This window comes from Kribbella caucasensis (assembly GCF_004361855.1).
GTDB lineage: Bacteria > Actinomycetota > Actinomycetes > Propionibacteriales > Kribbellaceae > Kribbella > Kribbella caucasensis.
Map to the genome: position 1 here is coordinate 1 of NZ_SNWQ01000001.1, position 22,372 is coordinate 22,372.

Annotated in this window: 20 protein-coding genes; 8 read left to right on the forward strand and 12 right to left on the reverse strand. The window is 68.1% G+C overall.

The window, feature by feature from the left end:
* The first annotated feature begins 184 nt into the window (after positions 1-184).
* Positions 185-2,536, forward strand: coding sequence for a hypothetical protein (locus EV643_RS00005; protein ID WP_133797839.1), 2,352 nt, complete (start codon positions 185-187; stop codon positions 2,534-2,536).
* A complete protein-coding gene (locus EV643_RS00010; RefSeq protein WP_133797840.1) occupies positions 2,533-3,090 on the forward strand; it encodes a hypothetical protein in 558 nt (185 codons plus the stop codon). The genes EV643_RS00005 and EV643_RS00010 overlap by 4 nt, the downstream gene beginning before the upstream one ends.
* Positions 3,091-3,688: 598 nt before the next feature.
* On the opposite strand, the gene EV643_RS00020 is transcribed toward EV643_RS00010, so the two are convergent.
* The 4 genes from EV643_RS00020 to EV643_RS00035 form a co-directional block, all read right to left on the reverse strand.
* Positions 3,689-6,226, reverse strand: a complete 2,538-nt coding sequence (locus tag EV643_RS00020; RefSeq protein ID WP_133797841.1) for an ATP-dependent Clp protease ATP-binding subunit — start codon at positions 6,224-6,226, stop codon at positions 3,689-3,691.
* A 362-nt stretch (positions 6,227-6,588) separates the two neighbouring features.
* On the reverse strand, positions 6,589-6,921 hold the full coding sequence (locus EV643_RS00025) for a histone-like nucleoid-structuring protein Lsr2 (protein ID WP_133797842.1): 333 nt from the start codon (positions 6,919-6,921) through the stop codon (positions 6,589-6,591).
* Between the two features lie 276 nt (positions 6,922-7,197).
* Entirely contained in the window at positions 7,198-8,718 is a 1,521-nt protein-coding gene (lysS, locus tag EV643_RS00030; RefSeq protein WP_133797843.1) for a lysine--tRNA ligase, read from the reverse strand.
* 10 nt (positions 8,719-8,728) lie between these two features.
* Positions 8,729-10,009 (reverse strand): MFS transporter, encoded by a 1,281-nt coding sequence (locus EV643_RS00035; RefSeq protein ID WP_166665273.1) that lies wholly within the window; start codon positions 10,007-10,009, stop codon positions 8,729-8,731.
* A gap of 67 nt (positions 10,010-10,076) precedes the next feature.
* Here EV643_RS00035 and EV643_RS00040 point away from each other — a divergent pair, with 67 nt between their 5' ends.
* From EV643_RS00040 to EV643_RS00055, 4 genes are all read left to right on the forward strand, one after another.
* Positions 10,077-10,646, forward strand: a complete 570-nt coding sequence (locus tag EV643_RS00040) for an ArsR/SmtB family transcription factor (protein WP_202869334.1) — start codon at positions 10,077-10,079, stop codon at positions 10,644-10,646.
* A gap of 82 nt (positions 10,647-10,728) precedes the next feature.
* On the forward strand, positions 10,729-11,163 hold the full coding sequence (locus EV643_RS00045) for an NfeD family protein (RefSeq protein ID WP_238165245.1): 435 nt from the start codon (positions 10,729-10,731) through the stop codon (positions 11,161-11,163).
* Positions 11,151-12,068 carry an SPFH domain-containing protein gene (locus EV643_RS00050; protein ID WP_238165246.1) on the forward strand — a complete coding sequence of 306 codons (918 nt, stop codon included), beginning with the start codon at positions 11,151-11,153 and terminating at the stop codon, positions 12,066-12,068. The genes EV643_RS00045 and EV643_RS00050 overlap by 13 nt, the downstream gene beginning before the upstream one ends.
* A 30-nt stretch (positions 12,069-12,098) precedes the next feature.
* Positions 12,099-12,764 carry a DedA family protein gene (locus EV643_RS00055; protein WP_133797846.1) on the forward strand — a complete coding sequence of 222 codons (666 nt, stop codon included), beginning with the start codon at positions 12,099-12,101 and terminating at the stop codon, positions 12,762-12,764.
* Here the strand turns inward: EV643_RS00055 and EV643_RS00060 are convergent.
* On the reverse strand, positions 12,750-14,042 hold the full coding sequence (locus EV643_RS00060) for a hypothetical protein (protein ID WP_133797847.1): 1,293 nt from the start codon (positions 14,040-14,042) through the stop codon (positions 12,750-12,752). The two genes, EV643_RS00055 and EV643_RS00060, sit on opposite strands and share 15 nt — an antisense overlap.
* Before the next feature lie 137 nt (positions 14,043-14,179).
* On the opposite strand from EV643_RS00060, the gene EV643_RS00065 reads away from it, so the two are divergent.
* On the forward strand, positions 14,180-14,581 hold the full coding sequence (locus EV643_RS00065; RefSeq protein WP_133797848.1) for a TIGR03668 family PPOX class F420-dependent oxidoreductase: 402 nt from the start codon (positions 14,180-14,182) through the stop codon (positions 14,579-14,581).
* On the opposite strand, the gene EV643_RS00070 is transcribed toward EV643_RS00065, so the two are convergent.
* From EV643_RS00070 to EV643_RS00090, 5 genes are all read right to left on the reverse strand, one after another.
* Entirely contained in the window at positions 14,578-15,633 is a 1,056-nt protein-coding gene (locus tag EV643_RS00070; protein WP_133797849.1) for a hypothetical protein, read from the reverse strand. The two genes, EV643_RS00065 and EV643_RS00070, sit on opposite strands and share 4 nt — an antisense overlap.
* Positions 15,575-17,530 carry a recombinase family protein gene (locus tag EV643_RS00075; protein WP_133797850.1) on the reverse strand — a complete coding sequence of 652 codons (1,956 nt, stop codon included), beginning with the start codon at positions 17,528-17,530 and terminating at the stop codon, positions 15,575-15,577. Before EV643_RS00075 ends, EV643_RS00070 begins: the two co-directional genes overlap by 59 nt.
* A complete protein-coding gene (locus EV643_RS00080) occupies positions 17,527-17,847 on the reverse strand; it encodes a hypothetical protein (protein ID WP_133797851.1) in 321 nt (106 codons plus the stop codon). The genes EV643_RS00075 and EV643_RS00080 overlap by 4 nt, the downstream gene beginning before the upstream one ends.
* Positions 17,844-18,269 (reverse strand): helix-turn-helix domain-containing protein, encoded by a 426-nt coding sequence (locus EV643_RS00085; protein WP_133797852.1) that lies wholly within the window; start codon positions 18,267-18,269, stop codon positions 17,844-17,846. Before EV643_RS00085 ends, EV643_RS00080 begins: the two co-directional genes overlap by 4 nt.
* Positions 18,270-18,538: 269 nt before the next feature.
* Complete coding sequence (locus EV643_RS00090; protein ID WP_133797853.1) at positions 18,539-19,753, reverse strand: hypothetical protein; 1,215 nt, start codon at positions 19,751-19,753, stop codon at positions 18,539-18,541.
* Between the two features lie 115 nt (positions 19,754-19,868).
* On the opposite strand from EV643_RS00090, the gene EV643_RS00095 reads away from it, so the two are divergent.
* Complete coding sequence (locus EV643_RS00095; RefSeq protein WP_133797854.1) at positions 19,869-20,444, forward strand: carboxymuconolactone decarboxylase family protein; 576 nt, start codon at positions 19,869-19,871, stop codon at positions 20,442-20,444.
* 6 nt (positions 20,445-20,450) lie between these two features.
* Here EV643_RS00095 and EV643_RS00100 read toward each other — a convergent pair whose 3' ends face one another.
* Both EV643_RS00100 and EV643_RS00105 read right to left on the reverse strand, forming a co-directional pair.
* Positions 20,451-21,890 carry a multicopper oxidase family protein gene (locus tag EV643_RS00100; protein ID WP_133797855.1) on the reverse strand — a complete coding sequence of 480 codons (1,440 nt, stop codon included), beginning with the start codon at positions 21,888-21,890 and terminating at the stop codon, positions 20,451-20,453.
* A gap of 38 nt (positions 21,891-21,928) precedes the next feature.
* On the reverse strand, positions 21,929-22,360 hold the full coding sequence (locus EV643_RS00105) for a hypothetical protein (protein ID WP_133797856.1): 432 nt from the start codon (positions 22,358-22,360) through the stop codon (positions 21,929-21,931).
* Between the last annotated feature and the right edge of the window lie 12 nt (positions 22,361-22,372).

Consider the following 22,372-nt stretch of genomic DNA (forward strand, 5'->3'; position numbering starts at 1 on the left):
ACAACCAACGCCGCCGAGTACGGTACTTCTGCACCCGGCAATCACGCCGGAGCACAGCCAGACCAGAATCGCTGCCCGGTCAAGTTTGAAGAGCCCGCATTGGGCGACCCGTACGCCGGACCTCGAACCGCTGCTTCCGGAGCACCCGAGGGAGTCGTCAGAAAATCCTCTGAACCAGTCCGAATTGCGAGAGACCTTCCTCTGGCTGTCCTCCTTCACAGCTTCTCGCACGCGTCAGCCGACGATCATTCCGCTGCTCGCCGGTGCCGCCGCGGCAGTTCTCCTGCTGTCGACCACGTTGCCGTGGCGAGAGCTGATCGACCCGGTCGCGCTTGGTCCGACCAGTGAGGCCGGCCTGGCGCGCGCACAACTCTGGGATCTCCCCTACGCCTTCACCTGGGCCGTGCTGGTCGCGATCGCGGCCTCAGTGACCCTTGGCGCCGCTGTTGCCCGAGCAGTCCTCGTACTACGGCCCGCCGCGCTGGCGACCGGCGTACTGGTGATCGCGGGTTCCCTCGCGGCATTGCTGCGGCTACCGCCCAGGCTGTCTGACGGAGTCGGCTACCGAGCCGGTCTCGGAGCTTGGTTGGCTCTGTCCCTCGGCGTACTCCTGCTGGCGGTCGGCGTGTGGTTGTCGCTTCGGATTGGGCCTCGGGAGTTGGCGATTGTGGTCGCGACCGGCCTGGTTGGCGTGGGGGTGGGGTTGTTCGTGCCGGCCGCCGCCGATCCGCAGTACAGGCCCTCGGTGGTTGCCGGTGTGCCGCATCGGTTGCTGGATCTGGAAGGTGGGCAACTCGAGGATCGGCTGGGGATGCGGGTCTCCATCGGCACGTCCGATCCACTGGACTCGATCGCTCCGACCCTGGACGGTACGCCGGGCCAGTGGTTGCTCGGGCGGACCGGTTCCGAGGGGTCGACGGTGTTCGAGTACCGCGATGGGGTTGCGCTGCCACGAGTCGCCTTGAGCCACGGGGTCACGCCGCCCGCGTTGCTCGGTGTTGCGGCCGACCGCTTGCTCCTGGTCGCCGGTGGGGCGAACGGACGGCCGTTCGCGATCCTGTCGGTTCCGCTCGACCTGGTTGCCGCCGACATCAGCCTGAGCCACCAGAACCCCGACGGCTCGTACTACGTGACGCCGGGCGTCGACGTACTCGCGACCGGCCCCGGCCCGGCCTTCACTCATCGGAACGCAGACCGCTCGATCGTCATCTGGGGAGCGACCACCACCTGGCAGATCCCCGCGGACAAGCTGAAGACCGGGCTGCGATTGCAGGACTTCGTGGTCGCCCCAGGGCCCGGCGCACCCGGCAACGCTGTCTCCACTGGCCCAGACGGCACCACGGCTTGGCGGGCGAGCAAGACCGGGCTCGCGCTTCGCCGTACGAGTGGTGAGGCCCAACAGATCACCGGGATCGCTCCGGCGGGGTGCGAGCTCAGCAGTGACGTCGCCAGTTCGTCCCTGACCATCGAGGCGTTCGCTGTGGACGTGCGGGGCAACCTGTGGCTCGGTGGGAGCTCCCCGACTTCGGTGGTCACGCCGGACGGGGTACATCGCGTCATGCCCGGACACGTCGCCGCTGTGGACAGCATCGAGGCAAGGCCGGACGGGTCGGTTCTGTTGGGGGTTTCGCCTGGCGGTGGTGATCAGGTGCTGGAGGTCACGGATGCGGCCGCTGCGGCCTCGTCGTACCCGGCCGCGCCTTCTCCGACTGCTCGGTGCGATCGCCGCGAGCCCGCAGACGGCATCACGTCGTACCGGGCGACTGTGCTGCCACAGGTGTCTGTTGTGGATCCGCCGGTTACGCCAGAAGGCCAACCAGGTAAGGCTGTCTCGGGCACGAGCACACAGCTCGCACTGGACTCGCAGGGACGAGTCGCACGCATCCGTGTGCCCAAGGCCGCGCATGTGTGGGCACCTGACGGGCACGGTGGTCTGTGGTGGACCGTGGCGACTCGGAGCAAGCCGTCTACCGAGACAGCCGTTCACCTGAAGGGCGGATCGGCTTCTGTGGTTCGCGATCCTGCGCCGGTGGCGGCGGGGCAACCGGTGGAATCCGGAGCCGGGGCTGGCGATCGACTGATCACTGCGGTCGGCGGGAGCGGTCTCTACAACGTCTACGGCCCAGGGCAGCAGGTGAAACGGCTGCGGGTGACCGGGAAACTCCGCCAGGACGGTCTGGTGCAACTCCCGTCCGGCAGCGCGGTCATGGTGCTCGGCGAACGCCTGATCGAGGTCCGCCCCGACGGCCACACGACCACTCTGCTCGGTGGAGCCGCATCCGGCTGGCCGATCTCCTCCGCCGGCGTACCGGCCACACAGTGGACCACCGACGGCCAGTGGTTCGCCGGTCCGGACGGCAAGCTCTGGGGGTACGACGGAAGCCACCTGGCGCGCGTCGACGGACCAGGCAAGGTCACCCTGGTCGCCGGGCCCACACAGCATGTTCCCCAGGCCGCTGACGAGGTCACCGTCATCGGCACCAGCCTGTACTTCGAACTCGGCAGCGATGTGGTCCGACTGGAGCCGGCCGGATGAGCCACCACCCGGACGAGGACCTGGCCCGCGACCTCGACACTGCCGAACGCGAACTCGTGACGGACCAGCACAAGTGGTTCGCCTGGGCCACCGTGCTCGCGGCTCTGGCGACGGGCATCACCCTGCTGCTCCCGTGGTCCCTCAGCCGCCGCCTCGGCCAATCGGTCTGGCAACTCGGCATCGACACCGAGCCCGCACTTGCTCTTACCTCGGTCGCCGGGCTGCTCGCATCGATTGCAGCCCTGGTCTTCCGTCCGGGAGCGAAGGCCCAGGCGGCGACCGCGATCACCGGCATCATCGCGATGATCTGCGCCGCCGGTGCCTGGCAGGCGAACACCCTCGACCCCGCGACCGACAGCCGCCCCGGCCCGGGACCGTCGTTCGCCCTCGTGGCCGGCATCTGCTGGTTGCTCTGCGCCACCGCACAGCTCATCGCGGACCGCCCCCACCACACCCCGCCCGGCGACGACGCCATCGCTCGGACCGTGACCCGCCTGCGCCAATCACCCGGAGGAGGGATGGGGTCCACTCGCGGGACCGAAGTGCCCGACTGACCTCCGGCGACATCGTGGAATCCCACGAGCGCAGGAGGAACTCATGCCCGTCACGACCATGAGGCTGTTGCCGGGGCTGGTGGCCGGCCTCTCCCTCGCGTACGGCGTACTGGGGCTGGCGTGGCTGCTCGGCGCCGACTGGTATCCCTTCGGACCCGTGCCACCCGATGGGGACAAGCTCTCGCTGCTCGCGTTCCTGCCCGACGAAGTGGGAGCCGGCCTGATCGCGGTGCTGGGGTTCCTCGGCGTACCGGCTGCCATCGGACACGGCCGCACCGAATGTCGCGGGCCGCCCGGTCCCGATCAAGGCGGCCGTCATCCCCGGCGCGATCGCGGCCACCCTGCTCCTGGTCGGCGGCATCTCCCTCTTCCAGCTCACCTGGGACCCCGGCGCCTCGACCTGGACCAACATCGGCTACCTCCTGGTCTTCCCCTTCCCCCTCTGGGGCGCCTCGGTTGCCCTGGCCACCACCGCCTACCACTACCGCCGCCGCACCCCCTGCATCACCTGTGCTGCGGCTTGACCCCCCGCCTGCATGCGGAAGGGCCCCGCGGACGTGTGTCCGCGGGGCCCTTCGTCAGCCTTAGCTGGGGTGGATCAGGTGTCCTGGATGCCGGAAGGCGTTCCGCCGCCGGCGATCTCGGTGAGCTCCAGGTCGGGGCTGGCCTTCTGGGTGCCGGTGAAGGTGAAGTACTCCGTGACGCCGTCGGCGCTGACCGTACCTTCGGGGGCGACATCGACGAGGATGATCTGGCCCGGGCGCAGTTCCCCGAACAGGATCTTCTCGGCGAGCGCGTCCTCCACGTCACGCTGCAGCGCGCGACGCAGCGGGCGAGCGCCCAGAACCGGGTCGAAGCCACGCTCGGCGACCAGTGCCTTCGCCGCGGGCGTGAGCTCGATGCCCATGTCCTTGTCCTTCAGCCGCTCCTCCACCTGCGCGACCATCAGGTCGACGATCTTGACGATCGCGTCCTTGTCGTGCTGGTGGAACACCACGATCTCGTCGACGCGGTTCAGGAACTCGGGGCGGAAGTGCTGCTTCAGCTCCTCCGTCACCTTCGCCTTCATCTTCTCGTACGACCCCGACGTGTCGCTGGCCTGGGAGAAGCCGAGGCTGACCGCCTTGGCGATGTCCCGGGTACCGAGGTTCGTGGTCATGATGATGACGGTGTTCTTGAAGTCGACCACGCGGCCCTGGGCGTCGGTCAGGCGACCTTCGTCCAGGATCTGCAGCAGCGAGTTGAAGATGTCCGGGTGGGCCTTCTCCACCTCGTCGAACAGCACCACGCTGAACGGCTTGCGGCGCACCTTCTCGGTCAGCTGGCCACCCTCTTCGTAGCCGACATAACCGGGGGGCGAACCGAACAGCCGGGAAGCGGTGTGCTTCTCGGAGTACTCCGACATGTCGAGGCTGATCAGCGCGCTCTCGTCGCCGAACAGGAACTCGGTCAGCGCCTTCGAGAGCTCGGTCTTACCGACACCCGACGGGCCGGCGAAGATGAACGAGCCGCTCGGCCGGCGCGGGTCCTTCAGGCCCGCCCGGGTACGCCGGATCGACCGGGACAGCGCCTTCACGGCGTCGTCCTGACCGATGTAGCGCTTGGCCAGCTCCTGCTCCATCTTCAGCAGCCGGGACGACTCCTCCTCGGTCAGCTTGAAGACCGGGATGCCGGTCGCGGTGCTGAGCACCTCCGCGATCAGCTCCTCGTCGACCTCGGCGACGACGTCCATGTCGCCGGCCTTCCACTGCTTCTCCCGCTCGGCCTTCGCGTTGATCAGCTTCTTCTCGTCATCACGAAGCGAAGCCGCCCGCTCGAAGTCCTGGGCGTCGATCGCCGACTCCTTCTCCCGGCGCACGTTCGCGATCTTCTCGTCGAACTCGCGCAGGTCCGGCGGAGCGGTCATCCGGCGGATCCGCAACCGGGAACCGGCCTCGTCGATCAGGTCGATCGCCTTGTCCGGCAGGAACCGGTCGGAGATGTACCGGTCGGCCATCTGGGCCGAGGCGACCAGGGCCGGGTCGGTGATGGTGACCCGGTGGTGCGCCTCGTACCGGTCGCGCAGACCCTTGAGGATCTCGATGGTGTGCGCGATCGACGGCTCGGCCACCTGGATCGGCTGGAACCTGCGCTCCAGGGCCGCGTCCTTCTCGACGTACTTGCGGTACTCGTCGAGGGTGGTGGCGCCGATGGTCTGCAGCTCACCGCGAGCCAGCATCGGCTTCAGGATGCTGGCCGCGTCGATCGCGCCCTCGGCGGCACCCGCACCCACCAGGGTGTGGATCTCGTCGATGAACAGCACGATGTCGCCGCGGGTGCGGATCTCCTTGAGCACCTTCTTCAGGCGCTCCTCGAAGTCACCGCGGTACCGCGACCCGGCGACCAGGGCGCCGAGGTCGAGGGTGTAGATCTGCTTGTCCTTCAGGGTCTCGGGCACGTCGCCACGCACGATCGCCTGGGCCAGGCCCTCGACGATCGCGGTCTTGCCGACGCCCGGCTCCCCGATCAGGACCGGGTTGTTCTTGGTCCGCCGGGACAGCACCTGCATGACCCGCTCGATCTCCTTCTCGCGCCCGATCACCGGGTCGAGCTTGGATTCGCGAGCGGCCTGGGTGAGGTTCCGGCCGAATTGGTCGAGCACCAGGGAGCTGCTGGGGGCGCCCTCCGTGGGGGCACCCGCGGTCTGCGTCTCCTTGCCCTGGTATCCGCTCAGCAGCTGGATGACCTGCTGCCGGACCTTGTTCAGGTCCGCACCGAGCTTGACCAGGACCTGCGCTGCGACACCCTCACCCTCGCGGATGAGGCCGAGCAGGATGTGCTCGGTGCCGATGTAGTTGTGACCCAACTGGAGGGCCTCACGCAGGGAGAGCTCCAACACCTTCTTGGCGCGCGGGGTGAACGGGATGTGCCCGCTCGGTGCCTGCTGGCCCTGGCCGATGATCTCCTCGACCTGGGAGCGGACGGCCTCGAGCGAGATACCCAGGCTCTCGAGAGCCTTGGCGGCGACACCTTCACCCTCATGGATCAGGCCGAGCAGGATGTGCTCGGTCCCGATGTAGTTGTGGCTGAGCATCCTGGCCTCTTCCTGGGCCAGGACGACAACGCGACGGGCGCGGTCCGTAAATCGTTCAAACATCGCCAAAGCGCTCCTTGCCTCAGAGGAGTCGGACGTGCCGTGTTGCCCGACCCCCGTACATGCATGCTAGTCCCCGGCACCGACAGGCTCGCTCTCAGCGAACAAGCGACGACCTCTCGTCCGGCCGGCCAGTGGGGATCACAAGGGAACAACCCCCGGACCGGCCCCGGTGTTCCCGCCGCGCCACCTGTTCGCCACCAGCGAATTCGCGGACTTGGTTGCCCGCTCAGCTAACACAGCCGTAACACCGCCACCGGCCCGGGCCGGGCGTGTCCACAGTGTGAAACAACCGGAATGCGGACGGTCCCGGCGCCAACCAGTGGCACCGGGACCGGCCCGATCGGAGGACAGCCGCGGGGAAATTACTTGGCTTCGTTGTACGCCGCGCGCACCTCGGCCGAGATCCGGCCGCGCTCGCTGACCTCGTAGCCATTCTCCTTCGCCCAGGCGCGGATGTCGGCGGAGTCGGTCGCGGACCGGCTCCGTCCGCCGGCCCTGCGGCCGCCGCCGCCCCTGCGGCCGGCCACCCGGCGGCCCGCACCCACGTACGCGGCCAGGGCATCGCGCAGCTTGGCGGCGTTCTTCTTGGACAGGTCGATCTCGTACGTCGAACCGTCCAGCCCGAAGGTCACGGTCTCATCGGCCTTACCGCCGTCGAGATCGTCCTCCAGAACAACCTGAACCCTTTGCGCCATCGATGACAGTCCTTTCCGCGCCCGTCACCGGGCACAATCCCCCTGCCGTTTTGATCTGCACCTGATTTGTACCGCACAAACCCAGTAGTTGTCATTCAACAGGCGGAATGCAACGTAAAGATGTGACTAAACACTCCGGCCAGATCGGTACCGCGCACCGGTGGTGACGATGGGTATTCGCGTCACTGCGCGTACACATCGGCGTAAAAACCGGACCCGGGAATGGATATCGCCGTTGGTTGTGCTATGCAACAGCTCCCGGGCCGGTAATCGCTGCTACTCCGGACGCAGCAGCGGGAACAGAATCGTCTCCCGGATACCGGTCCCGGTGAGCAGCATGACGAGCCGGTCCAGGCCCATTCCGAGCCCGCCGGCCGGCGGCATCCCGAACTCCATCGCGCGGAGGAAGTCCTCGTCCAGCTCCATCGCCTCGGGATCGCCGGCCGCGGCCAGCAACGACTGTGCCACCAGGCGTTCACGCTGGATCACCGGGTCGTTCAGCTCGGAGTACGCCACCCCCAGCTCGACCCCGTTGATGACCAGGTCCCACGCCTCGACCAGGCCCGGAGTCTCCCGGTGCGGCTTCGACAACGGCCGCACCGACTCCGGATAGTCGCGCACAAAGGTGGGCTGGATCAGCGTGTGCTCGACCAGCTTCTCGAAGATCTCCAGCGCGATCTCACCGGCATTCCAGCCCGGTTGCAGCCCGACCGAGTGCCGCTCGGCGATCTTCGTCAGCGCGGCCGCGTCGGTACTCGCGTCGACCGCCTCGCCGACCGCTTCGGAGACCAACTCGAAAAGCGTCGCATGCCGCCACGGCTGCTCCAGATCGAGCTGCGAACCGTCGCGCGCCGTGACCACCGTACGACCGACCGCGCGGGCCGCGTTCCGGATCAGTTCCTCGATCAGCTCGGCACACGAATCGTAATCCCCGTACGCCTGGTACGCCTCGATCATCGAGAATTCCGCGGCATGGGTGGAGTCCAGCCCCTCGTTGCGGAACGTCCGGCCGATCTCGTAGACCCGGTCGACCCCGCCGATCATCGCCCGCTTCAGGTCCAGCTCGAGTGCGATCCGCAGCAGCATCTCCTGGTCGAACGCGTTCAGGTGGGTCCGGAACGGCTTGGCCGCGGCGCCGCCGTTGGTCAGCTGCAGCACCGGCGTCTCCACCTCGACGAAGTCGCGGCCGTCGAACGTGGCGCGCAGCGACTTCAGCACGGCGGCCTTGATCCGGACCATCTCGCGCGCCTCAGGGCGGACGATCAGGTCGACGTACCGCAGCCGGACCCGGGCTTCCTCGCTGAGCGGCTTGTGCTCGTTCGGCAGCGGGCGGAGCGTCTTGGCGGCCATCTGCCAGCCGGTGGCCTGCACCGACAGCTCGCCGCGGCGGCTGGTCACCACCTCACCCTGGACGGACAGCAGGTCGCCGATGTCCACCAGAGCCTTGAACCGGGCCAGCTCCTCCTCACCGATATCGGCCAGCGACAGCATCACCTGGATCTCGACCCCGTCGCCCTCGCGGAGGCGCACGAAGCACAGCTTTCCGGTGTTCCGCAGGAAGATCACCCGGCCGGTCACCGCGACCTGCTCGCCGGTCTTGGTGTCCGGCTCGAGCTCCTGTACGTCGTACCGGGCCCGGATGTCGGTGATCAGGTGCGTCCGCGGCACCGAGATCGGGTACGGCTGCACCCCCTCGGCGAGCAGCCGGTCACGCTTCTCCCGGCGTACCCGCATCTGCTCAGGCAGGTCGTCCTGCCCGCTGTCGGGGGTCACCGGGGTCTCGCGTGCATCAGTCATAGGTCAAAGGCTAGTGACAGGGGACCTTCGAGAACGAATCGGTTTCTCCCACTACCCCGCCCACTACCCCGTCCGGTACGCCGCTCCGCTCGCCGCCGCGGGTGGCCCGCAGCGCCCGGACTACGAGGACGGCGGCGGTGCCGGCGACCAGCGCACCGGCCGTCCCAGCGGCGACGAAGGTGATCCGGGGGCCGAGGAGCGCTCCGATCAGGCCGCCGAGGAGCAGGGCGAGCAGACTGCAGGCGCGGGCCGTGCCGTTCAGGGCCGCCACCACCCGACCGCGCACGGCCTCAGCCGACCGGGTGACGACCAGTGTGCTGGTCGCTGCATTGAGCAGACCGCTACCGAGCCCAACGGCGACCGCACCCATGACCAGGGCGATCACCCCGGGCGCGAAGCCCATCGCCACTGCACCCAGGCCGATCAACGCAGCACCGGCGACGACCGCACGAGACCGGGAGGCATCGGACTGTAGCCGTCCGCTGTACCAGGCTCCGACGACCGCACCGGCTCCCTGCGCGGCCAGTACGCCGCCGTACCCGCCGGACCCGAGCCCGATCTCGTCGGTGATGAGGAAGACCTCGACCACGTTCAGGGCCTCGCCGACCAGGATGAAGACCCACAGGGCGGGCACCAGGATGCGCAGCAGGTCGTCACCGAGCAGGGCCCGCAGACCGACCGACAAGCCACCACGCTCTGGTTGGGCCGAGGGCACCGGGCGACGCCTGGTCCGCACCAGCCGCGCCACAACCGCCAGCGCCACGAAGGTCACCGCGTTGACGAGCAGCGCACCCCGCACCCCCTGCCACGCCACCAGTACGCCGCCCAGCCCGGAGCCGGCCAGCATCGCAACACCGGTGAGGGCCTGACCGGTTCCGGTGGCCCGGCCGACCAGGTCCTCCCCGACGATCTGCGGGATCAGCGCCGACCAGGCCGGCCCGGCCACCGCCTGGCCGAACTGCAGGACGCAGACGAGTGCCAAGGTCGCGGGCAGCCCGTCCGCGAAGGCCAGACCGACTCCGGCGGCCGCCTGGAGCAGCGAGGCCGAGACCAGCAGGACCCGGGAGTCGTACCTGTCCACCAGCTTCCCGGCGAACGGGATCATCAGCACGATCGGCAGCGCGAAGGCCAGCAGCAGCGCGGTGATCGCGGTCGGCCCGCCGTTGTCCGAGACGCGCAGCATCAACGCGACCAGGGCGACCGAATCACCGGCGTACGAGAGCGCCCGGGCGGGCAGGACGAGGCGGAGGTCGGCGAACGACCAGATCGAAGTCTGAAGTGGTTGCTTCACATTTATGAAGTTAATGCTTCACAGTTGGCCGCGTCAAGCATCGGCCGGGCAGCGCTACGCTGACCCCGTGGCGGCGAAGAAGAAAAAGGTCGTGCTGTCCGATCCGCGGGCGATCCGGGCGATCGCGCATCCGGCCCGGCAGCGGATCATCGACGAGCTCTACAACGGCCGGGTGCTGACCGCGACCGAGTGCGCCGAGCTGGCCGGGCTCACCCCGTCGGCGACCAGCTACCACCTGCGGGCGCTGGAGCGATGGGGCATCGTCGAGCGCGCGGACACCTCGGCCGACGGCCGGGAGCGGCCATGGCGGGCCTCGGCGACGAGCCTCGAGGTCTCCTCCCAGCCCGGCGTCGCCGGCCGGCTCGCGAGCCAGGCGATGGTGCGGACGGCGGTCGACCGGTTGATCGAGCAGTTCACCGCGATGCCGGCCTCGGACCCGTGGGACGAGCTGAGCATGCTGCGCCGGAGCCGCCTCTGGCTGACCAAGGACGAGGCCGAGCAGCTGAACAAGGAGCTCAACGCCCTGCTCGACCGGCACCGCCGGGGACGGTCGGCGACGAACCATCCGGCCGGGACGCGCGAGGTCAGCACCCTGTTCGCAGCCGTGGCGCTCGGAAAGCCGCCAGAGGACAACTGAACTGTTAGCGACGATCCGCCCCGGCCGGAGTACCTTCGAAGGAGAGACATTTCCACCGCGGGTGGTCGTCATGCAGTCCTGGATGATCTGGTTGAGTATCGCGGCCGTGCTCGGCGTCGCTGAGCTGCTGACGGCCACGTTTGACTTACTGCTGCTCGCGATCGCCGCGATGGCCGCCGCCGCCATCGGGGCGCTCGGGCTGGGCTTCGGGATCCAGCTGGTCGCGTTCGCCGTCACCGCGGCCGCGATGATCACGCTGGTCCGCCCGATCGCCCGCCGGCACCTGACCGGTACGCCGCAACTGCGGTCCGGGGTGTCCGCGCTGATCGGCCGCGAGGCGGTCGTGCTCAGCGCCGTCGGCCGCGAAGCCGGGCGGGTCAAGATCGGCGGCGAGGAGTGGACCGCCCGGTCGTACGATCCCGACCTGCTGATCCCGGCCGGGACCCGCGTCGACGTCTTCGCCATCGAGGGTGCGACCGCCCTCGTACATCCCCGGGAGGAACCATGGCCGAACTGATCGTCGGGCTGATCGCCGCCTTGCTGGCCATCGTGCTCGTACTACGGACCGTGCGGATCGTTCCACAGGCGCGAGCCAGCAACGTGGAGCGCCTCGGCCGGTACCTGCGCACCCTCGAACCGGGGCTGAACATCGTCATCCCGTTCGTCGACCGCCCTCGGTCGCTGATCGATCTGCGTGAGCAGGTGGTGTCGTTCGAACCGCGGTCGGTGATCACCGAGGACAACCTGGTGGTCGACATCGACACCGTGCTCTACTTCCAGGTGACGGACCCGCGCGCGGCGGCGTACGAGATCGCCAACTTCCTCCAGGCGATCGAGCAGCTCACCGTCACCACCCTGCGCAACGTGATCGGCAGCATGGACCTGGAGGTGACGCTGACCTCCCGCGAGCACATCAACTCCACCCTGCGCGGCGTCCTCGACGAGGCGTCCGGCAAGTGGGGGATCCGGGTCAACCGGGTCGAGCTGAAGGCGATCGACCCGCCGCACTCGATCAAGGAGTCGATGGAGAAGCAGATGCGCGCGGACCGGGAGAAGCGCGCCACCATCCTCACCGCCGAGGGGCAGCGTCAGGCCCGGATCCTGACCGCGGAGGGCGACCGGCAGGCCGCGATCCTGCGGGCCGAGGGTCAGGCGAGGGCGATCGACACCGTGTTCGACGCGATCCACCGCAACGACCCGGACCCGAAGCTGCTCGCGTACCAGTACCTGCAGATGCTGCCCGAACTGGCGAAGGGGCCGGGCAACACGTTCTGGGTGATCCCGTCCGAGGTGACGTCGGCGCTGCAGAACGTCACGAAGGCCTTCACCCCGACGGCTCCGGCACCGCCGCTACCGCCGGCGCCCACGCCGACCACCAACGGGAAGACCACGGAGATACAGCGGACCACGGATTATAGTTAACGGTTTGCCTGACCCTGCAAAGATTGGTGCATGGGGGAACCTCTGCACGCGCTGGCGATCGCTGTGCCGACTGCGGGATTCGCGGCGCTGGCCTATCTGGTCGTCGGGCTGGTCATCGGGATCGAGAGCATGGGCATTCCGTTGCCCGGGGAAACCACTTTGATCGCGGCCGCGTTGCTCGCGTCCCAGGGTGATCTGAAGCTGGTGCTGGTGATCGCCGCGGCCGCGACCGGGGCGATCGTGGGCGACTCGATCGGCTACCTGATCGGGCGCAAGGCCGGCCGCGGGTTGTTCGAGCGACTCGGCCGCCGGTCGAAACACTTCTCCGAGGAGCGGATCCAGCGGGCCGAGCGGTACTTCCACAAGTACGGTGTCTGGACGGTCTTCTTCGGCCGGTTCGTCGCGCTGCTGCGGATCTTCGCGGGGCCGATGGCGGGGATGCTGCGGATGCCGTATCCCCAGTTCCTGGTGGCGAACGCGGCCGGCGGTATCGCCTGGTCGACCACGATCGGGATCGTTGCCTACAACATCGGTGACAGCGCGGACAAGATCTTCGGTGAGCTGTCGTTGTGGGCGCTCGCCGCGGTCGCGGTCCTCGGGATCGCGGGGTACGCCGTCTACCGACTACGCCGGCGCCGCGTTCCCGTCGTACCGGCCTCCGTAGTACCGGCTGACGTGGAGTCAGCGGACTCGTAGGACCAGGCTCGGGGTGGCGGTGCCGAAGACGGGTGTGCCCAGGTAGGTGGTGCCGGGGACCAGGAAGCGGTACGCGAAGATGCCCGGCCGGGTCGCCCTGAACGCGATCGAGGCGCGGCCGTTGCGGATCGGGGCGGCCTTCACGTTGCCCCAGGCGCGGCCGTTCCAGAACTGCAGCATCGCGGTGCTGTTGATCACCGGGCGGACCACGACGGCCGCGGTGATCACCTCGTTGCGGTTGTGCGTGTTGCCGCCGGCGTACCCGGCGCCCTGGATGAGCAGGCGGCTCCGGGTCAGGAACGCCTTGCTGCTGGACGCCGACGAAAGCGATCCGGTCCGGCTGTGCAGCGGCACGTACGCCCGGTACGAACGGGTGCCCTGGGTGTTCACCCGGATCTCGAAGTGCCCGCCCGCTTGGGTCGCCCCGCGGCCGACCTCGACCCACGGAGCACTGGCGTTGCTCTGGGCAAGCATCACCACCGGCAACCCGGCCGTCGTGGTCTGTTGCACCGTGCAACGACTCTCCGCACAGCTGACCTGTCGCTGAACGGTCCGCCCGCGGATCATCATCTGCTTGCCGAACGTCCACAACGTCGGTACCGCGACCGTGGTGGACGTGGTCCGCCCGGCGATCTCCGCGCCGGTCAGCGAGGACCACTCGTTCTTGGCCCGGAGCTGGAAGAAGTACGGCGGCTTGACGTTCTTCAGCACCTGACTGGTCTTCGTGGTGGCCGCCGCGACCGCCCGGAACGGCTGCCCGTTGCTGCCGATCACCGGGGTGTACTGCTGGCTCCCGGTCGGCACGTCCAGCGGATCACCCGGAGTGAAGTCCTGCGCGGCCGCCGGCACCCTCCACGTCACCACGACGTCACTGCCGCGCGGCGTGGCGACGGCGTCGGTCGGGCGCAGCGGCCCATCGGTGTCGAACATCGGCGACCTGGCCGACTTGCTGGTCACCCCACCCTGCGACGTACCTATGGCGACCGCGATCTTGTAGTTCCCGTCCGGCGGGAAGGCCGAGGTCGGGATCGCCCAGCTGTTCGGCTCGGCCGCGGCCAGGTACTTCACGTACGACGGGCTGCTGGAGACCACGCCCTCGATCGAGATCCGGTTCGGCTGGTTGTCGTCCTTCCAGCTCACCTTGACCGCCGATCGCGCCTTGTCCGCCCAGCCGATGGTCACACCGGTCGGAGTCGGGTCGGACGAGCACGCGGTGAGCGTGCCACCGACCACGAGCAGCGCCGTGACGGCGGCAAGCGAGGGCCGACACCCGACCATCCCGCCTCACCTGCCCTCAGTCTGTACAACCGCGTAGACGATACATAGTGAGGACATGTCACTGCCTAGGCGGAAGACCGAATCGTGATACTTACCACCGCAACCACCCGGCCGGCGCCGCTCACCGGGACCAGATCGTGATCCTGCCCGCCGACGTCTGCCGCGACCGCTTCACCACCGCCGACCGCGTCTTCCTGGCCACCACGGGCGCCGATCTCGTCCCACACATCGTCCCGGTCACCTTCGCCCTGACCGACGACGTCGTCCTGATCGCCGTCGACCACAAGCCCAAGACCACCCGGAACCTGCGCCGCCTCCGCAACATCGCTGCCAATCCGCGCGTCGCCCTCTTGCTCGACCACTACGAGGCCGACTGGACCCACCTCTGGTGGATCCGAGCCAACGGCACCGCCACCGTCGTCCCCGACGCCCCCACCGCCCCGTTGACCGCCAAGTACCCCCAGTACGCCGAGACTCCCCCGTCCGGCCCCTTCATCGTCATCACCGTGGAGCGGTGGACCGGCTGGTCCGCGAGCTAGACGGTGGTGAGGACGAAGTTCGGTGAGTAGGTCGCCGCGACGAACAGTCCGTTGAAGGTGATGTTCGGGACGTAGTACCGGTAGGCGACCCGACCGGGGATCGTGCTGACGAACTGGCCGCGGGCGAAACCGGAGTTGATCAGCACGTCCTTCACGTGCACCCAGGTCTTGCCGTTCCACCGCTGCAGGTGGACTCGGCCGTTGAACCGGGGATCGACGTTGAGGTCGGCGGTCGCGGTCTGGCCGCGCTTCAGCACCGGCGTGTAGAAACCGGCCGACGTCACCCTGTGCACGGTGGTCAAGGTCGCTGGGGCCGACACCGCGCCGTACCAGACCTCGGAGGTCGATGCGAAGCCGGGCGTCACCACACGGTACTGACGGGTGCCGCGGTTGGTCACCCGGAACGCGTAACCGCCGGAGGAGTTGCCGACGGTGGTGCCGACGACGTACCACGGCGACGTGGCCGAGTTGCGCGCGTGCAGGATCATCTGTCGCTGGACCGGGTGCCCGTAGTTGCCCTGGATCAGCGATTCCCTGCCGTAGAGCCCTCGGCTGGGGACCTGCACGGTGAGCCTGGCTGTGCGGACGGCGACCTTCGCGCCTACCGTCTCGGTGGACCACTCGTTCCGCGCCCGGACGCTGAAGTTGTAGGTCGGCGCGGGGTTGGTGAAGGACAGCACGGTGGTCGAGATCGGCCCTCCAAGCGGCTTCACCTGCCCACCGACCTCGTACTGCGGGAGGAATCGCAGCGCATCGGGCTGGTCCAACGGATCGTTCGGCGTCGAGTCGGCCTGCTGCTCCAGCTTCCACTGCACAGTCACACCGGTCGCAGCCTGACTCACCGCCACGGTCTCCGGCGCAGCATTGAGGGCCATGTGGTCGAACCGCGGCGAAGCAACCATCGGACCCGTGTCGCCCGCAGCGGTGCCGGCCGCCACGGCGATGGTGTAGATCCCGAAACCGGAGCCAAGGTCGCTCGTCGGAATGTCGATCTCATTCGCCGCCCCCGCCAGCACCTGCGCGTCCCACACCTTGGTGGACCCCCACAGCACCCGAACGACATTCGGCCGGTCGCCATCCTCGTCCCAACTCACATGGACAGCCCCAAAAGTGTCGTCCTTCCAACCAATCTGCAAATCCGTCGGAGCAGGATCGGCAGCGGCTGCGGGCGTCGCGACAAGCCCGGCCGCGAGTAGACCGACGGCGACGGCGAGGGCGGGCCAATTCTTCATTCTTGGTGCCTCTCAGGCAGTGGTGGTGAGGACGAAAGTGTTGGAGTACGCCGCGGCGAACCATTGGCCGTTGGAGTTCACCGAGGGAACGCAAACGGTCTTTGCTGGACACTGATTGTGCGCCGTCGGGCTTCGGCGCGGGGGTGCGTGGCCCTATATGGGCGGGGTCGGGTGGGTCGAGTGGGATGCGCAGCTGGATGTGGACGTGCGAGCCGGTGACGTTCACGTCTTCGATGAGCAGGCGCATCAGTTGTTGGCGTTGCGGGCGGTCGAGTTGATCGATGACGCCGCGGATCTGGTTCGCGAAGTCGGTCACGCGGCGGCGGAGCAGGTTGCCGTGCGCGAGCGCGGTTCGCTCGGCGGCGAGCGCGGCGCGTTTGGCGGTCAGCTCGTTGTGACGGGTGGCGACCTCGCGGGAGCGTCGCTGCAGTTCGGGCATCTCGATCAGCCCGGCTTGGAAGAGGTCGACGAGCCGGCGCCGCTCGGCTGTCGCGCTGTCGATCTTGCGGTCGAGGCGGGCGAGCTCGGCGCCAAGAAGCTCATCGTCGGGGACCGGCTGGGTGAGGGCGACGGCTTGTTCACCGGCCAGTAGTAACGCCGGTTCGGTGAGTGCGGCGCGGACGTGGTCGAAGACGAACTCGTCGAGGGCGTCGGCGCGGATGTTGCGTTCGGGACAGCGGCGCTCTTCACCGCCGGCGCGGAGTGGGTCGTGGTTGCGGCAGTAGTAGTAGCGGTGCCAGGCGCCGTTGCGGCCGCGCATCTTGTGACAGTTGGTGCCGACGCGGCAGACACCGCACTTGACCAGGCCCTTGAGCAGGAAGGCTCCGGGCTCGGCGCGCCGTGGGCTCCACTGGCTGTTGTCGTAGGCGACGCGGCTCACGGCCTGGAACTGCTCGTCGGTGATGATGGCCGGGCAGTCGATCGAGATCCACTCCTCACGCGAGCGCGCGACCTGCCGGGTGCGCCAGGCCGGTGCGGCCGCGGACACGGTCTCGGTGCGGTTGTAGTAGACCCGCCCGACGTAGGCCTCGTTGCGCAGCAGCCGGCTCAGGGTGGAGTGGCCCCACGTGGGCCGACCGGTCGGTGAGGGCACGGCGTCAGCGTTGAGCCGGCGGCAGATCTCGCGGATCGTTGTGCCGCCGGCGCGGTCGGTGAAGATGCGGCGCACCACAACCGCCTCGGGTTCATAGACCTCCAGATGCGCCGGCCCGGTCGCGGCGCTGCGGGCGACGCGCCGGTAGCCGTAGGGCGCCTTCCAGGTGGTGATCTCGCCGGCCCGGGCGCGGAACAGCTTGCCGCGCCGGTAGCGCTCTGCGATCTTGGCCTTCTCGTACTCGGCGATCACACCCTGCACCTGGGTGAGCAGCACGGCTTGCGGATCGTCGGCGGCCAGGTCGGGCGCGTCGGTGAAGTGCACGGCGACGCCGAAGCGGGCCAGCTCATCGAGCACCAGCACCTGGTAGGCGTAGGCGCGAGCCAGTCGGTCCGGGGACAGGCACCACACCGCCTCGAACAGGCCAGACTCGGCGGCATCACGGAGCGCGTCTAGCCCGGGCCGGTCCAGCCGCCCGCCAGAGTGCCCGTCGTCGACGTACTCACTGATCAGCTCGTGACCGGTGGCGGTGACGTGCTCACGCAGCACGGCCAGCTGCGAGCCGATCGTGCCGCGCTCGGCCTGCCGCTCTGTGGACACCCGAGCGTAGAGCGCGACCTTCATCGCGCACCTCCGGTCACGGTGATCGGCGAGACTTGTCGTGCCGCCGCAGCATCGAGCAGGAACTGGTAGCCAGCGGCCAGCGCGTCGAGTCGCGGATCGGCGTGTGGACTCCACGCCGGCCGAGACGCACCGACCAGCTCGGCGACGAAGATCGGGTCGCTGACTGGCCAGGTGATCAACCCGGCCAGTCCTCGTCGAGCGAACCGAGCCGCGGCCAGATCATCCGGCAGTCTGTCGTGCTCGAGCAGATGAGCGCGCAGCGCCTCGTAGTCGACCTGGGCCGCCTCGGTCGGCGGCCAGAACGACCGGGTGCTCACCGCAGCCGGGCCCGCTCGATGGTGCGCCGGTGCAGACGCACCCCGTACTGGTCGGCGACCTGCTCGACCAACTCGCCCGCACCGGCCGCGGACTCCCGGATGAACGTCACGATCTCCGGCCGCAGCTTCACCGGGCCGCGCCGGCCACGTGCCTCGTCGAGCAGCCCCGACATCCCGGACTCGGAGAACGAGGCGAGAACCAGGTAGAACGCCGCACGCGAGTAGCCATGCTCCGCCGCAGCCTCGGTCACCGGCTGCCCGTCCACCACGTGGGCGCGCAGCATCTCGTACTTGACCTGAACCTTGTCCGCAGGCAGGAAGAACGCCCCGCCGCGGCTGAACAACCCGGCGCGCACCGCGTCGGGGTTCGCGTGCAGCAGTCCAGCCTCGGTCAGCGCTGCTAGTCGACTCGTACCGCTCATGTCGTCCACCTCCAGCAGTGAACGCTAGAACCAGCAACCCTGGTCGTCTAGCATTTACCGCCGCGTGTCGCAGATCAGTAGTGCTTGCTTGTCCAAATCTCCCGTTTTGGAAGGCCATACACAGCCAGACGAGGCATTTATAGATTGACATGCGGCATTCTTTACTAGACATCACAGTGTGCTCCTCACTGCAGGCCGCCGCAAGCGACGACGGTGATCAGGGTGGAGATACAGACCCGGCACCGGCTCGCTCGGCCTCAGCGTGACCGTCAGTTGCAGCTTTGCGTTCCGCTGGTGTAGCCGGAGGGCACGTAGTACCGGTACGCGACCCGGCCGGGCGTAGTACCGCGGATGTAGCCCCAGCCATAGCCGTTGGCGATGGGGACCGGGCCGACGAGGGTCCAGGTCTTGCCGTTCCAGCGCTCGAGGCGGGCGTGACCGACGAGGTAGGGACTCATGGAGAGCGCCGCACGTGAGGTCTGACCGACTCGGATCTCGGAAGCCCAGAAGTGCGCACTCGCCCTGATCTGCACCGTGGTCGACACCACCGGGCTGTAGCCGCCGAAGTAGGCCCAGATCCCAGCCTTGGTGTTGGGGACCTGCACTCGGTACTGGCGAGACCCGGCGGCCCGCAGGTCGAAGGCGTACCAGTCGTGCAGGAAGGTCTCCCATCCCACCGTGTACCACGGACTGGACGCGCTGTTCCTCGCCTGCAGGATGACCCGGACGCCGTACGCGGCGGTACCGCTGATCCGGTTCTGCGACGTGTCGGCGAGGACCCAGGCCGGCATCGTCGCCGTCGGTTTGATCGACGAGCCGAAGACCTGTGCTCCGATCTCGGTGCCCCACTCGTTCTGCGCGAACACCTGGAACTCGAACGGCGGACGCGGCCCAGTGAAGGTGAAGGTGGTGCCCGGGATGGGGGCGCTCAGCAACACCGTTCGTCCGTCTTTGATGTACTGCGGCGTGTACAGCTGGGAGTCCGCGACATCCAGCGGATCGTTCGGCGTCGTGTCGGTCCGGGTCGGCGGCCTCCACTTCACGTTCAGCGTGCTGCTGCCCGACATGGTGTAGGTCTCCAGCAACGGATTGCCCGGCTTGATCGTGTCGAACGCCGGCGACAGCGCGACCGGACTCGTCTCCCCCGCCTCAGTACCGACCGCGACCCCGATCTGCATTTCGACGTCGGTGGTGGCTTGACTGAAGGCGATGGCGTTCGCCGGAATGTCCAACTCATTCGGCGCACCGGCGGCGACGTACATCGTCTTCAGCACCTTGCCGGTCTGGTACCGCACGCTGACCCGATCCGGCTGCTCGCCCTCCTCACTCCAACTGACGTGAACCAGCTTCCGAGTGTCGTCCTTCCAGCTGATCTGGACGTTCGTGGGAGCCGGGTCGGCCGCATGCGCCTCGGTTGCGGTGAGGGTGGTTGTGAGGAGGGCAGCGCAGAGGAGGGCGGCGTACGGCTTCAAGAGGTTCCCCACGGTGAAGAGGCCATGTCCCCCACGGCCTGGCCAGGGCATTCTTCATGATGGGGGTTGAGGAGAGCAACAAAGGTGCAGGTTGTTGCAGGTACGGTGAGGGGCGAGGGGGAATCTCATGGCATTCATCGGTACGTCCTCGGACGACGAGGACTTCTTTGAAAGCAATCGGGACGAGGCCGGGTACGTGCCGAACTACGTGGGCACGTTCGCGGCCCGGCCGGCTGTTTTCGCGGCGTGGAAGCAGCTGAGCGCGGCGGTCAGGTCCTCGATGGACCTACGTCGCTACGAACTGGCGACTTTCGCCGCGGCGACCGCGTTGAGGTCGAGTTACTGCAGTCTGGCCCACGGCAAGATCCTGTCCGAGCAGTTCATGCCGGCGGACGAGGTCGCCGAACTGGTCACCGGTCAGCCCACCGACCCGGTCGACCGAGCGGTGATGAGCTTCGCCCGCAAGGTTGCCCTCAGTGCCGATCGGATCACTCAGGCCGACGTCGACCACCTCCGCGTCCTCGGCCTGTCCGACGAGGATGTCCTGGACGTCGTGCTCGCGGCTGCCGTCCGCTGCTTCTTCTCCAAGACCCTTGACGCCACGGGCACACCCCCCGACTCGGCGTACCACGCGCTCCTGCCGGCCGGCCTCCGCGAGGTCCTCACAGTCGGCCGCGACATCGACCCACCACAAACCGGCTAACTGGGGTCATTCGGGTTGGTTGTGGTGGGGGCCGCCGGTTTGGAAGGGGGTGGTGACGCCGGTGTACATGAGGTGGGTGACGAGGCCCTCGGCGGCGTGGGTGAGGTTGTGGCAGTGGTCCATCCAGACGCCGGGATTGTCGGCGACGAAGGCGATCTCGTAGGTTTCGCCGTCTTCGACGTTGAGGGAGTCGACCCACCAGGGGCTGCCGGTGGCCGCGGTGCCGTTGCGGCTGAGGACGACCACGTGATGACCGTGCAGGTGCATCGGGTGGACCTGGCCGGAACTGTTGCGGATGGTCGTCCGGACCGTGTCGCCGTCGGAAACCACGAACATAGGTACGTTGGGGAACTGGTGGCCGTTGATCGTCCACCACAAACCAGGTCGGCCGTTGAAGAAGCCGGGACGACGCCCGATGCGGTACTCGAACCGCCGATCCGCCGCTCCCGGATCGAATCCCAACGGACGAGACACCCCATAGCTCAGCAAATCAACGCGATTGCCCGGCTCGGCACCGGCAGGAGCATCCCCGGCCCCGATCACCAACGTGGTCGGCCCACCACCCAACCCAAGACGCACAGCCGACCCCGAAGGCACCGTCAACCGAAGATCGATCCGGCCGCCGGCGGTGACGAGCACTGACTTGCCCTCCACCACCGCAGGCTGATTCACCTCAGTGCCATCAACAGCGACCACCTGGTACGCCGCCCCGTCGACCCACGTCGCCATCGGCCCGTTGTCCGTGTTGATCAGCCGCACACGCACCGACGAACCGCCAGCCGCGTCGACCCGGTGTTCCCCATACCGCCCGTTGACCGTACGCACCTTGTCGTACGTGTGGACCGCGGCCACCACATCCCCCGCCCCCGGCGAGATCACCAGCGGACCGTAAAGACCCTTCTTCACCTGCTCATGCGACACCTGATGCGAGTGGTACCAGTACGTCCCCACGTCCTCAGCCACAAACCGATACACATAACTCTGACCAACCCGTACTGCGTCCTGCGTGACTCCGGCGACTCCATCTTGCGCAGCCGGTACGTCGACGCCGTGCCAGTGCAACGTGATCCCATCCGGGACCGACTCGTTGTGCAGCGTCACCTGGACCAGCTCGCCTTGTCGCGCAGTGATCTGCGGACCGGGTGACGTGTGGTTCAAGGTGTACCCGTCCATCGATCCACGGCCCGGGATGTCGAACCGTTCCTTCCGCGCGACCAGATCCACCACCACGTCCGCAGGCCGATCCGCCGGCACGTTGAAGGAGTCGATGCCCCGATCGTGGCCGGAGTGCATGCCTTCGGAAACAGGCCCGCCACCGTAGTCGGCGTACCCCATCGCCATCGGGGACAGGTCGTCCGGCACCAGACTCTGTTGCCAGAAGAACCCGAGCGGCGCGAGCACGACGACAGTGGCGGCGAGCGCGACCAGCACTCGCCGCCGGGGCATCCTCACCGGTCCCACCGGAATTCAGTTGCCCAAAGCATCTACAGCTTGGCCTCCGTCGCCGGCGCCGATTCCGGGCTGGCGGCCGCTCGCCGGGACGCCATCCCGGCGACCGCGATCAACGCCAGCGCGTTGGCGCCGTGCAGCGCCCCGATCGCCGGCAGCGCCCACCCCGCGAAGGCGAGGGCGACCTGCAGCACGACCAACCCGAACACGAAGGCCGCCCACTTGACGCCCCCGGCCACCCCCGCGAAGAACGACACGATCAGCAACAGGATCGCCAGCAGCGGGATGACCATGAGGCCGACGATGCTGTGCAGCATCTGCCCGGTGTTGAAGTCGGTGTTCTTGTCGATCACCAAACCGTCGTCCATGTCCTTCAAAGCCGTGAACCAGCCGAGCGCGATCGTCATCGCCTGGACCAGCACACCGAGCGAAATCAGTCCCGCGAGCGCGCGGTAAGCGTTCTTCATGGCGCCTCCCCC